We start from the raw sequence: 12,246 nt of genomic DNA, 5'->3' as shown, positions 1-12,246 counted from the left end.
CTATGCCTTTCAATCGGGAGGACGGACGGTCATGCGGCAGCAACTGTGGACCATCTCGCCTGACCAAGCCGCCTTCATTGCCTGACTGAAAGCTGACTGGATATCGCCATGGGATCACCCCGCCTCACCCCGCTTGTCGAAAAGCTGCCTTCAACCGTACCGTTTATCGGCCCGGAAACGCTGGAATTGCAGCGCGGCAAGCCTTTTAAAGCCCGCATCGGCGCCAATGAAAGCAGCTTCGGCCCCGCCCCATCGGTGATTGAGGCGATGCAACGCGAAGCCGCAGAGGTCTGGAAATATGGTGATCCGGAAAATTACGAGCTGCGCCAAGCCATTGCAGCGCATCACGGCGTAAACGCAGAGAACATTATGCCCGGCGCGGGCGTTGATGCCCTGCTTGGACTGGTCGTTCGGCAATATGTCCGCGAAGGCGACACGGTTATCAACTCGCTTGGCGGTTATCCGACCTTCAATTACCACGTCGCAGGTTACGGCGGCGCATTGGTCACGGTCCCTTATCGCAATGATAAATCGGATTTGGATGGGCTGCTCGCCGCTGCAAAGCGCGAAAACGCCGCCATTGTTTATGTCGCCAACCCCGACAACCCGATGGGAACCTGGCACGAAGGGGCTGATATCCAATCCTTCATCGAAAGCATTCCTGAAACGACGATGCTCATTCTGGACGAAGCCTATTGCGAGACCGGACCTGATTCGGCTTTCCCGCCCTTTGAAACAGATCGCCCGAACATTCTCCGCATGCGCACTTTCTCCAAAGCCTACGGGCTGGCTGGCATTCGCTGCGGCTATGTCGTTGGCAGCGCTGAGGCGATCCGCTCCTTCGACAAGATTCGCGACCATTTTGCCGTGAACCGCGTTGCGCAGGCGGCAGCCATCGCAGCGCTTAAAGATCAAGCCTATCTCCAGGAGGTCGTGGGAAAGATCCATGCCGGTCGCGACCGTATCGCGGCTATTGCTGCGGCGAACGGCCTGAGCGCCATCCCTTCGGCAACGAATTTCGTGACTATTGATTGCCGCCGCGATGCAGCCTTCGCCACCGCCATAATGAATGGACTGATCGCGCGCGATGTTTTCGTGCGCAAGCCGGGCGCACCTGTTCTCGACCGCTGCATCCGCGTAAGTGTGGGAATCGAAGAACAGCTGGATGTTTTCGAAGACGCCCTGCCCAGCGCATTGGAAGATGCCCGCCAGTCCATCAAAAACACTGAAACCGTTTGACCAGCGAGCCACCAATGCCCAATGTATTAAATGGTAGACCCCATAACGTTCTTTTCAGCACGCTTGGCGGATTATGCGGTGCGCTGGCAATAGCAGCCTATGCTGGCGCGGCCCATGGCGGCGAAAACCACCTCGGCAACATAGCGCCTTTGCTGCTGGGCCACGCACCGGCCCTGCTCGTGCTGGCCCTGTTTGCGCCCGCAAGCCGTGCTGCCACACTCGGCGGCGCGCTTCTGGTCGTCGGCCTGGCGCTCTTCTGCGGCGATCTTTTTATGCGCGACATCACCGGCAACCGATTGTTCCCGCTTGCCGCACCGACAGGCGGAAGCCTGATGATCCTCGGCTGGTTGAGTGTCGCTTTGACCGGATGGTTCTCGAAGCAAAAATAAAGGGGCCTCACGGCCCCTCTTTTTCTCAGCGATATCGAGTCGATATCGATCAGGAATTGCCCTTGAGGCGTGCATTGCAAAGGCTGTAATAGCCGCCGCCCTTCTGCACCCACTTCAGGCCGCCAAGTGCATTGGCATCCTTCAATGCATGATACTGCTCAAGGCAGGTGTGCATGCGTGCCTTGCCTGCCGATTCGCTCGAATATTTTGCGGAAACGGCAGTTGGGAACTTCATGCCTTTCGGAGCAGCGGCAGTCGGTGCTGCAGGTTCCGAATTGCCATCCGTGCTCAGCGCAACAGGATCTGCACCCGCACCGCACTCAGCCTTGCGGAAATCGTTCCACTTCACGCCATTATCCGTGCCTGCATCCTTTGCAGCCTGATATTTGGTGCTGCACTGCTTCATCGTCAGGCCCTTCGCGCTGTCATCAGCCGCAGGAGCTGCCGTCTTTGCAGTCTTGGCGGCTGGCGCTGCCGCGGCAGGCGCTGCTGGAGCAGCAGCCGGTGCGGCTGCAGCATCGTCACCGCACTGGGCTTTGCGGAAGTCGTTCCACTTCAGATTGCCGAGCGTTCCGGCGTCTTTGGCGGCCTGATACTTGGTGCTACATTCCTTCATCGTCAACGCGCTTGCGGGCGATGAAAAAGTGAAAGCCGCTGCACCCATAATAATGGCGGTGCCTGCCAAAGCTGTGATGGTTCGAATGGACATTGCGTCACTCCCTATCGAATACGGCCCTTGGATCGCAAGGCACCGGATTGATGCTTCACGACCAATCTCATTTGCATATGTCGGAAATTTCATCTTTCTCCGCATATGCCGGAATTAAGAAGAAATCAGGCTCAACCTGTTGCTCCCGTTCATTCCTTTTCCGCGCCAACATTGCTCCTGGCGAAATTGACTGTCAATCGTTTGCTTAATATTACAGGTCCGGGCAATACAAATTTTCTAACGGTCATTTTCGGCCCGTTATGGCCACTCCCTTCATAGTAACGACATAGTAACGTCATCAAATTGACCGTTTTCTATTTAAGCGGGAACTGCATTAAGGACGGTGTGGGATGATACAGCGGATCATGATTTTCGGCGGGGCCGGTTCTGGAAAATCGACGCTGGCGCGGGAACTGGCCCAGTTGCTGGGCCTGCCCGTCATTCACATCGACACCATCTACTGGCAGCCCGGATGGGTCATGCGCCCGCTTGATGAAATCGCTCGCCTGACCAACGATGCGGCGGACGGTGATCACTGGGTTTTCGAAGGCAATCACAGTCATACCATGCCCCATCGCGCTTCACGCGCCGACATGCTCATTTTCCTCGACATCTCGACCGGACGACGCCTTGTGCGGGTTGTTCGACGCATCTTGAAGTATCATGGCCGCACGCGACCGGATATGGGCGATGGCTGCCCGGAACGTTTCGACTGGGATTTCATCAAATGGGTGGTCAATTACCGTAAAAACGGGCGGATTCGAGCGCTCAAATTCATGGAGCAGGCCCCAAATCACCTGATAAAGCGCCATTTGCGCAGCCCACGTGACGTGGACGCATTTCTCGACGGCATTCGTCGCGAAACAAAACAAAAGCAAACCGCCCCTAAAATGTAGGGAGCCGATAAAGGCTGGCTTAAAATAGCAATATTGCGAATGATGCCAAGCCGCTCTCACACTGCTATATTTCCAAGGTCTCCCAAGACTTGACGCTCGTGTGCGATCATCGAAGCAATGACACCGCGGCACAGCGCAAAGATCAGTTAAAATGAGCGCCGGACCCCGATCCGGCTTTTGACTTTTTTCGAGCCGGTTTCCCGGCTCTCGCTGTTGGAGTCCGAACGTGGCCGATATCGCAGATAGCGCCGCTCCGCTTGCTGGCGCAACCAGTGTCATGAACCTCGACCGTCATCGCCTTTACGAAGATGCCATGGCCATGCTCATCGGCACGTCTTTCATCGCACTCGGCATCAATCTCTACAGCCATGCAACCTTGATGACCGGCAGCACGGCTGGCATCGCCCTTCTCATTCAATATGCGACGGGGACGAATTTCGGGCTGCTTTATTTCCTGATCAACCTGCCCTTCTATTATTTTGCCATCCGGCGCATGGGATGGCCATTCACGATCCGCACCTTTGTGGCGGTTGGCATGCTGTCAGGCTTCGCCTGGCTGATACCGCAGAGCGTCGACTTTAGCGCCGTTAATCCGTTATTTGCCGCGCTGATGGGCGGCACTTTGATGGGAATGGGTGTGCTTTCGCTTTTCCGGCACCGCTCCGGCGTTGGCGGCGTCAATATTCTGGCGCTCTATCTTCAGGATGCATACGGAATTCGGGCGGGCTGGTTTCAGCTCGGCCTAGATCTGGTGATCATGCTGGCCTCGCTGTTTTTCATACCGTGGCAGAATATGGCGCTTTCACTCATCGGCGCCGTGGCTATGAACCTGATCGTGGCGATCAATCACAAGCCAGGCCGCTATCTCGGCATGAGCTGATGCACAAAAGCCGCCTTCGAAGGCGGCTTTTTGTTTCCGATAATGACTTTCGCAGTCTCAGTGCGCGGTCATCCATTCGCGCGCATCGCGAAGGGCAGCAGCCAGTTCAGTCTTGCTCATGGTGGCAGCAACCTGATTGCGCATCCGGGCGGCCTTTTCGTTGCCACGAATAGCGGCAATGTTGAGCCACTTATGGGCTGCGATCACATCGATCTCACAATCACGACCGATGGCATATTTCATGCCCATTTCCAGAAGAATGCGGTCCTGCGATGCGATCTTTTGCTGCTGCGTAAAGCTCTGAAACTGTGCCATTTTTCTTTGTCCCTGTTAAATCCCGAGAACCGTCCGGTCTTTCTTTCGTGGCGGTTGCGACCGCTTTGAAACTGCCGTCTCTGTCGTTCCGTTCATGATGTAGAGAATAGAGCTCAGGGCTGAAATGCGCGTTAAACCAGATGCTTAACGTCTGACCAACAAAATCCCAACAAGGTGTAAACTTGGGATTTTGTTAAACATCCAAGCCTCGCGGATTGCTGGATTTTTTCGAAAAATCGATTCAAATCCTTACAGCGCGTGGAAACCGGATGATAACCATAGGACAATCGGAGTCGGCAGAAATGGTGCATTGCGGTGTTTACACACGGCATGGAATCCCCTCGCCCAGCGCGCTCAAGAATGCGAAAATTCCGCTTCCGCTCTCGCGAAATCTCGTTTACGTTTACGTTTGCGTAAATCATGACGATATGGGGAAAACACTGTCATCATGGTGCGTGGCACGAGCTGAGGCCCGGTGATCACATGGAGACCCCGATTACGGCGACCACGACAAATGAATGAAGCGGCTTGCGCCACCGCCCGATGGAGGGGACTGGCGCGCATTGGGAGGAATGAATGATCCGCACTCTTATTCTTGGAATGACACTAGCAGCCAGCTTTGCCGCGCCCGCTCTTGCTGAAGAAGCTATCGTCGGCAGCTGGAAGCGTCCGAACGGCACGATCATCAGCTACGCGTCCTGTGGCGGCAACAAGTTCTGCGGCACGGTCATGACCGGCGAATACAAAGGCAAGTCCATCGGCACCATGTCCGGCACGGATGGCAGCTACAAGGGCGAAGTGAACAAGCTTGACGAAGGCAAGACCTATACGGGCAAAGCTTCCGTCAAGGGCAACACGCTCTCCTTGTCGGGCTGTGTGCTCGGCGGCCTGATCTGCAAGAGCGAAAGCCTGACGCGCCAATAATCGCCAACAACAGTTTCCAAACGAAAAGGGCGGCCCTAACAGCCGCCCTTTCCTTTTATTTCGTGATTAGCGTGCCTTCTGGCCGAAGAGAATCTTCTGCGCTTCCTTGTCGTTGGCCAGATTGGACTTTTCCCGCTCTTCCTTCCCGACGGCCAGACCGCGCGCGACAGCCGGGCGCGCATTCATGGTTTCATACCAGCGCTTCACGTTCGGGAAATCGTCGAGGTTCTGCTCGTAGTTTTTAAAAGCATTCACCCAGCCGATACTGGCCATGTCGGCGATGGAATATTCGCCTGCAATATAATCCTTGCCTTCGAGTTGACGATTGAGCACGCCATAGAGACGATTGACCTCGTTGGTATAGCGGTCGATGCCATACTGCACCTTTTCCGGCGCATAGAGACGGAAATGCCCCGCCTGACCGGACATCGGGCCCAGTCCACCCATCTGCCACATCAGCCATTCGTCAACGGCCACGCGCTTGCGCTCATCCGTCGGATAGAACTTGCCGAACTTGCGTCCGAGATATTGGAGAATGGCGCCAGATTCGAAAGCCGAGATCGGCTCGCCGCCCGGACCTTCGGGATCGATGATCGCCGGCATGCGATTGTTCGGGGCAATCTTCAGGAAGTCCGGTTTGAACTGATCGCCCTTGCCGATATTGACATATTTGACCTCATAGGGAACGCCAAGTTCCTCCAGCATGATGCTGATTTTGACGCCATTCGGCGTTGGCCAATAATACAGCTCGATGGGCTTTGTCTGTTCAACCATGGGCTTTCTCCAACTCGTTCGAGAGTGTGCGGCGGATTTGGGCGGGATCCTTCCCGCATTCCAATGATGGGAAACATAAGACCCATTTCGACAGGCACAAGGCCAATGCGGCGCATTTAACGGAACATCAATATTTTTGAACCGCGCATGAACGGCAGCCTCAGACGTGGTTCAGGCGCGCTCGCTAAACTGGGCAACAACAAGGACGGATTTCAACCTTTTGGGGGCTTTGATGTTGCTGAGGCGCTTGACGATTGTATGGCTGCTGATCGCCGGGCTGGCGATTGTCGCTGGCGTATTTGCCGACCGTAAACACGACACCTATCGTGACCAGACGGTGTTTGGTCCGCTGGCTTCCGCCCAGGTCAAGCCGGGGCCACGGCCATGATCGCCAACATCCGCTCGACTGCGGGCATCGCCCTGCGGGTATTCCTCTTCACAGCAATTTTTACCGGTCCGGCCGCCACCTTCGCCTATACGCAAATCGGCCAGCACAGCAAGATGAGCGGCATTGGCCTTGTGCTTTATGTCAGCCTGCAACGAACCGTATAACTGCGTCATTCCATCGTCGTGAACTCTGCTATACTGAGTCATGACACAGCGAATCGAACAGCCATTTCTCAACGAAATCAAAACACCAGCGCCGATCGAGCCAGAGGTGTTTACCGATGCGAGCGCGGCGGTTGCCGCCCTGCAAAAGCTTTATGATCGCAACACAGCCTTCCTGCGCGACGCTTTCGAGAAAGTGGCGCGCGGCGAAATACAGGCTCAGCGATATCGCGCTTTTTACCCCGAGATTTGCCTCTCCACGTCGAGCTTCGCGCATGTGGATTCCCGTCTGGCCTATGGCCATGTTTCAACGCCGGGCGACTATTCCGCCACCATTACCCGTCCTGACCTGTTCGACCATTATCTGAATGAACAGATCCGCCTGCTGATGCGCAATCACGGCGTGACGGTGACGGTGCGCGAGTCATCCACGCCGATCCCGATCCATTTCGCCTTCATGGAAGGCACCTATGTGGAGGCCTCCGTCGCCAGCGCCTTCCAGCATCCGCTGCGCGATCTTTTCGACGTGCCTGATCTGGCTGCGACCGACGACAAGATCGTCAATGCCGATTTTGAACCGGCGCCCGGCGAACCGATGCCGCTTGCGCCTTTCACGGCACAGCGCATCGACTATTCGCTGCACCGGCTGGCGCATTATACGGCAACGAGCCCGGCGCATTTCCAGAACTTCGTGCTCTTCACCAACTATCAGTTCTACATGGACGAGTTCTGCGCCTATGCCCGCGATCTGATGGCGCAAGGCGGCGGCGGTTACGAACAATTCGTGGAACCGGGCAATCTGATTACCCGTGCAGGCGAAACCGCGCCGAGCGAGGGCACCCCTTTGGCGCGCCTGCCGCAGATGCCTGCCTATCATTTGCAGCGCTCCGACCATTCCGGCATCACCATGGTCAATATCGGTGTCGGGCCTTCCAACGCCAAGACGATCACCGACCATATCGCGGTGCTGCGTCCGCATGCTTGGCTGATGCTCGGCCATTGCGCTGGCCTGCGCAACAGCCAGCAGCTTGGCGACTATGTGCTGGCCCATGCCTATATGCGCGAGGACCACGTGCTGGACGACGACCTGCCGGTCTGGGTTCCCCTGCCCGCGCTGGCGGAAATTCAGGTCGCGCTGGAAGAGGCGGTTGAAGAAATCACCGGCCTCGAAGGCTACGACCTCAAGCGCATCATGCGCACGGGCACCGTTGCCACCATCGACAATCGCAACTGGGAACTGCGCGACCAGCGCGGCCCTGTGCAGCGTCTTTCGCAGGCACGCGCCGTTGCGCTCGACATGGAGTCAGCCACCATCGCCGCCAATGGCTTCCGCTTCCGCGTGCCCTACGGCACCTTGCTCTGCGTCTCGGACAAGCCGCTCCATGGCGAACTGAAGCTGCCGGGCATGGCCACCGAGTTCTACAAGCGGCAGGTGGCGCAGCATCTGCGGATCGGCATTCGAGCGGTCGAAAAAATCGCCGCCATGCCGGATGAAAGACTGCATTCGCGCAAGCTCCGAAGCTTCTACGAAACGGCGTTCCAGTGAGGTTAGGGGAATAAGGGAATAGGTGAGTAGGTGAGTAGGTCTTTGGGAATGCGGCCTCAGCACCAACATACTCCCTTACTCCCCTATTCCCCTACTCCCTTCCCTCCACCTTCCATCATCGCGCCGTATTCAATCGCTAGAGGCATCTCATGTCGAAAAGCCGTGAGAATATCCCCTTCCTGTTGCTGCTTGCCGCCGTGGCGGTATCCGTCCCGCTTGTGCTGGGATTTCTCGGCGCGGTTCATCCGGCGCTTGATACATTTTCGCATTTTCGCGTGCATCTTGCCGTCCTGATGATCGTGCTGGCCCTGCCGCTGCTCTTCACGAAGATGCGGCGCGAGGGCGCGATGCTGCTGCTGTTCGCCATCATGGCGCTCAGCACCACGCTCGGCATGGCGCGTGATTTTCTCAGCGGTTCAGCAGGCGCGACGACAGCCGAAACTGCGGGGCCGCGCTACAGCCTTGTTCAGATCAATCTGCGCGAGGACAATCCGGAGCCAAAGCGCATCTTGCAGATGATCGCCCGCGAAAAGCCGGACATCATCGCCTATCAGGAAGCCAGCGAGCAGTGGACGAAATGGCTCGATATTCTTCAAGGCACTTATCCCTATCACCTCAGCTGCCGTGAAGATTCGCGAACCTGGGGTGTCGGCATTCTTTCCCGCCGCCCCTTCGTTGAAGGCGGTCAACCGATGTGCATCGGTGACGGATTGCTCGCCATCGCACCCGTCGATCTCGGTGGCACGCATATCAATGTGGCCTCGCTGCATTTTTCATGGCCATGGCCGCGCTGGCAGCCCTATCAGCTTGGCTATATCGAGCCGGGCCTGAAGCAATTGGCAGGGCCAACGATCATTGCAGGCGACCTCAACGCCGTGCCGTGGAGCAACGCTGTTCGCCGGGTCGAGGTCGCATCGAAGACCACGCATATGACCGGCATTGGCGGAACATGGTTCCCATCCTTCCTGCCGGTGTCGCTGGCGCCCTATCTCGGCCTGCCTCTCGATCAGATTTTCACCAGTGCGGATATTGTTTCGCCCAAGGTTTCAGCCCGCGAAGATGCCGGGTCAGATCATCTGCCCGTAAGGCTGGACTTCTCCGTTCCAGCGCCGGTGCGCCCGGATGAAGACGAGCCGGAAACCCAGTCCGTTATGCTTCAATAGAACGCCTCAGCGTTCGGACCTTGACTAAGATGCGGAATCCCAGTGGATGCTGCTGCTGAATTTCACGAGCGACGGCAGCATCATCCACAGCAAGGAGCTTTCCGCATGCAAATGTATCAGGTCGATGCATTCACTGATCGAGTCTTCGCAGGAAACCCGGCTGCGGTCCTCATCCTTGAAGACTGGCTACCGGATGCGCAAATGCTGGCGATTGCGCAGGAGAACAATCTCGCCGAGACCGCCTTTGTCAAAGCCCGCCCCGATGGCGCATGGGATTTGCGCTGGTTCGCCCCGGCGCTTGAGGTTGATTTCTGTGGCCACGCCACCCTTGCTACGGCGCATGTGCTGTTCACCGCAGGAAAGGCGGACACATTGCTCGTCTTCCACACGCGGGTTGGTGAACTGAGCGTATCGCGAGAGACGAACGGATATAGGCTCGACATTCCCCGTCTGTCACCAGAACCTATCGATGCGCTGCCACAGGAAATTGCAGATATTTTCGTTGAACCGCCGGTTCACGTCTTTCGCAACTTCGAAAATTTCTTTGCCGATCTTGGCAGCGCCGAGGCCGTGCGCAATTTCGTTCCAGACCTGGCGGCAATCGCCCTTCTCGGGTCGGTTGGTCTTGTCGTGACAGGCCAGGAAATGGACGGTGCAAAGGCACACTTTATGTCGCGCTATTTTGTTCCGGGGGCGGGAATTCCGGAAGATCCGGTGACAGGTTCCATCCATGCCACGCTTGTGCCCTACTGGGCTTCGCGATTGCAGCGCGACAAGCTGACCGCCTATCAGGCGTCGGCGCGCGGAGGATGGCTCGACTGCGAATTGGCCGAAGATCGCGTGATCCTGCGCGGGAACGCAGTGACATTTATGGAAGCCACGATTTTTCTGCCGGATGCTACCTAGCAACTATTCAACTGCAAGACATTCTGTCGCAAAACGCACCCACAAGAGTAAGCGTTTTGCGACAGAAGCAGATGCTTACATGTTCACGTAGACTGGTCCTTCACCGCCTTGTGGCGGCACCCAGTTGATGTTCTGGTTCGGATCCTTAATGTCGCAGGTCTTGCAGTGCACGCAGTTCTGCGCGTTGATGACGAAACGGACGTCCTTGGCGCTTGGATCAGCAGCCGAATTTCCGTCCTTGTCCACCCACTCATAGACGCCTGCCGGGCAATAGCGCGTCGACGGGCCAGCGAAAACATCGTGTTCCGACGACGTCTGCAACTGCATGTCGCGGACTTGCAGATGGATCGGTTCGTTTTCGTCGTGGTTGGTGTTCGACAGGAACACCGACGACAGACGATCAAAAGTCAGAACACCATCCGGCTTCGGATAGTCGATCTTCTTGTGCTTTGCCGCCGGTTCGAGCGACTGCGCGTCGTTCTTGCCGTGCTTGAGCGTTCCGAAGAAAGAGAAGCCGAACAGCTGGTTGGTCCACATATCGAGACCGCCCAGAGCGACGCCTGCCACCGTACCAAGCTTCGACCATAGCGGCTTGACGTTGCGAACCTTCTTCAGGTCTTTGCCGATCAAGCTCGAACGCCAGCTGTTTTCGATCTCGACCGGCTCGTCATTGGCGCGACCAGCTGCAATGGCTTCCGCCAGCTTGTCAGCGGCGAGAATGCCGGACAGAACCGCATTGTGGCTGCCCTTGATGCGCGGCACGTTTACAAAACCTGCCGAGCAACCGATCAGCGCGCCGCCCGGGAAGGACAGTTTCGGCACCGACTGGAAGCCGCCTTCGGTAATGGCGCGGGCGCCATAGGACAGACGCTTGCCGCCTTCGAAGACATCCTTGATGGCCGGATGCGTCTTGAAACGCTGGAATTCTTCAAACGGCGACAGATACGGGTTCTTATAGTTGAGGTGCAGCACGAAGCCGACCGCAACCATATTGTCTTCGAGATGATAGAGGAACGAACCGCCGCCGGTCTTCATGTCGAGCGGCCAGCCAAAGGAGTGCTGCACCAGACCCGGCTTGTGCTTGGACGGATCGACCTGCCACAATTCCTTGAGGCCGATGCCGAATTTGCCCGGCTCGCGGCCTTCATCCAGTTTGAACTTCGAGATCAACTGCTTGGCCAGCGAACCGCGTGCGCCTTCGCCGATCAGCGTGTACTTGCCGAGCAGCGCCATGCCGCGCGTATAGTTCGGCCCATGCGTGCCGTCGCGCTCGACGCCCATATCGCCGGTGGCCACACCGATGACAGCGCCTTCGTCATTGTAGAGAACTTCGGTCGCAGCAAAGCCCGGATAGATTTCGACGCCCAGCTCTTCGGCCTTCGTGCCAAGCCAGCGGCAGACATTGCCAAGCGACACGATGTAATTGCCGTGATTGTTCATCAAAGGCGGCATGGCAAAGTTTGGCAAACGCACCGAACCCGCAGGCCCCAGCAGCAGGAAATGATCATCCGTCACCGGCGTCTTGAAAGGATGCCCCTCATCGTCGCGCCAGTCCGGCAAAAGCTGGTCGATACCCACAGGATCGACAACGGCGCCAGACAGGATATGCGCACCGACTTCCCCGCCCTTTTCAAGGACCACGACCGAAAGCTCTGGATTGACCTGCTTCAGGCGGATCGCCGCGGCAAGACCCGCAGGGCCTGCGCCGACGATCACAACGTCAAATTCCATGCTTTCGCGTTCGGGAAGCTCCTGGTTCGCATGCTCTGGGGCTTCGGACATTCATCCCTCCGTTCGGTATGACATCACCGTTTCACTACGATAGTGCGGATGATGCATCCAATTGTTTTTACGCATCATCCCATTGCGATTACCCATCAACCGGCCGTTTGGCCAGCGCTGGGCAGCATGCAATAGGATTTGCCTGTTCCCGTCATTCGCCTTTATCCTCTTACA

The 12,246-nt window shown here is 57.0% G+C and carries 14 protein-coding genes; 10 read left to right on the top strand and 4 right to left on the bottom strand.

The window, feature by feature from the left end; translation table 11 throughout:
• The first annotated feature begins 108 nt into the window (after positions 1 to 108).
• The gene (locus tag QBD01_RS04820) at positions 109 to 1,239 is read left to right on the top strand and encodes a pyridoxal phosphate-dependent aminotransferase (RefSeq protein ID WP_280991808.1); all 1,131 of its coding nucleotides are present in this window, start codon (positions 109 to 111) and stop codon (positions 1,237 to 1,239) included.
• Positions 1,240 to 1,253: 14 nt separating this feature from the next.
• Positions 1,254 to 1,628 carry a DUF423 domain-containing protein gene (locus QBD01_RS04815; RefSeq protein ID WP_280991807.1) on the top strand — a complete coding sequence of 125 codons (375 nt, stop codon included), beginning with the start codon at positions 1,254 to 1,256 and terminating at the stop codon, positions 1,626 to 1,628.
• Positions 1,629 to 1,677: 49 nt separating this feature from the next.
• Here QBD01_RS04815 and QBD01_RS04810 read toward each other — a convergent pair whose 3' ends face one another.
• Positions 1,678 to 2,337, bottom strand: coding sequence for an antifreeze protein (locus QBD01_RS04810; RefSeq protein ID WP_113534003.1), 660 nt, complete (start codon positions 2,335 to 2,337; stop codon positions 1,678 to 1,680).
• A gap of 350 nt (positions 2,338 to 2,687) precedes the next feature.
• Between QBD01_RS04810 and QBD01_RS04805 the strand changes: the two genes are divergently transcribed.
• Entirely contained in the window at positions 2,688 to 3,233 is a 546-nt protein-coding gene (locus QBD01_RS04805) for a DNA topology modulation protein FlaR (RefSeq protein WP_280991806.1), read from the top strand.
• Between the two features lie 226 nt (positions 3,234 to 3,459).
• Complete coding sequence (locus QBD01_RS04800; RefSeq protein ID WP_392391307.1) at positions 3,460 to 4,113, top strand: YitT family protein; 654 nt, start codon at positions 3,460 to 3,462, stop codon at positions 4,111 to 4,113.
• A 57-nt stretch (positions 4,114 to 4,170) separates the two neighbouring features.
• On the opposite strand, the gene QBD01_RS04795 is transcribed toward QBD01_RS04800, so the two are convergent.
• Complete coding sequence (locus QBD01_RS04795) at positions 4,171 to 4,428, bottom strand: sel1 repeat family protein (RefSeq protein WP_182520101.1); 258 nt, start codon at positions 4,426 to 4,428, stop codon at positions 4,171 to 4,173.
• Between the two features lie 576 nt (positions 4,429 to 5,004).
• On the opposite strand from QBD01_RS04795, the gene QBD01_RS04790 reads away from it, so the two are divergent.
• On the top strand, positions 5,005 to 5,352 hold the full coding sequence (locus QBD01_RS04790; RefSeq protein ID WP_280991805.1) for a DUF2147 domain-containing protein: 348 nt from the start codon (positions 5,005 to 5,007) through the stop codon (positions 5,350 to 5,352).
• A 66-nt stretch (positions 5,353 to 5,418) separates the two neighbouring features.
• On the opposite strand, the gene QBD01_RS04785 is transcribed toward QBD01_RS04790, so the two are convergent.
• Entirely contained in the window at positions 5,419 to 6,126 is a 708-nt protein-coding gene (locus QBD01_RS04785) for a glutathione binding-like protein (protein ID WP_280991804.1), read from the bottom strand.
• Between the two features lie 232 nt (positions 6,127 to 6,358).
• Between QBD01_RS04785 and QBD01_RS04780 the strand changes: the two genes are divergently transcribed.
• The 5 genes from QBD01_RS04780 to QBD01_RS04760 all read left to right on the top strand — a co-directional run bounded on the left by QBD01_RS04780 (position 6,359) and on the right by QBD01_RS04760 (position 10,290).
• Positions 6,359 to 6,514, top strand: coding sequence for a hypothetical protein (locus QBD01_RS04780; protein ID WP_162762642.1), 156 nt, complete (start codon positions 6,359 to 6,361; stop codon positions 6,512 to 6,514).
• Positions 6,511 to 6,678, top strand: a complete 168-nt coding sequence (locus QBD01_RS04775) for a hypothetical protein (protein ID WP_280991803.1) — start codon at positions 6,511 to 6,513, stop codon at positions 6,676 to 6,678. The genes QBD01_RS04780 and QBD01_RS04775 overlap by 4 nt, the downstream gene beginning before the upstream one ends.
• A gap of 40 nt (positions 6,679 to 6,718) precedes the next feature.
• Positions 6,719 to 8,221, top strand: coding sequence for an AMP nucleosidase (locus tag QBD01_RS04770; RefSeq protein ID WP_280991802.1), 1,503 nt, complete (start codon positions 6,719 to 6,721; stop codon positions 8,219 to 8,221).
• Positions 8,222 to 8,370: 149 nt separating this feature from the next.
• Positions 8,371 to 9,384 carry an endonuclease/exonuclease/phosphatase family protein gene (locus QBD01_RS04765; protein WP_280991801.1) on the top strand — a complete coding sequence of 338 codons (1,014 nt, stop codon included), beginning with the start codon at positions 8,371 to 8,373 and terminating at the stop codon, positions 9,382 to 9,384.
• A 105-nt stretch (positions 9,385 to 9,489) separates the two neighbouring features.
• The gene (locus tag QBD01_RS04760; protein ID WP_280991800.1) at positions 9,490 to 10,290 is read left to right on the top strand and encodes a PhzF family phenazine biosynthesis protein; all 801 of its coding nucleotides are present in this window, start codon (positions 9,490 to 9,492) and stop codon (positions 10,288 to 10,290) included.
• 75 nt (positions 10,291 to 10,365) lie between these two features.
• Here the strand turns inward: QBD01_RS04760 and QBD01_RS04755 are convergent, their stop codons facing one another.
• Positions 10,366 to 12,072: an electron transfer flavoprotein-ubiquinone oxidoreductase gene (locus QBD01_RS04755; protein WP_182520094.1), complete on the bottom strand. Its 1,707-nt coding sequence runs from the start codon at positions 12,070 to 12,072 to the stop codon at positions 10,366 to 10,368.
• Positions 12,073 to 12,246 lie beyond the last annotated feature (174 nt).

The organism is Ochrobactrum sp. 19YEA23 (genome assembly GCF_029909865.1).
In the GTDB taxonomy this organism is placed as follows: Bacteria; Pseudomonadota; Alphaproteobacteria; order Rhizobiales; family Rhizobiaceae; genus Brucella; species Brucella gambitense.
This window is presented reverse-complemented; position numbering and strand designations above follow the sequence as displayed.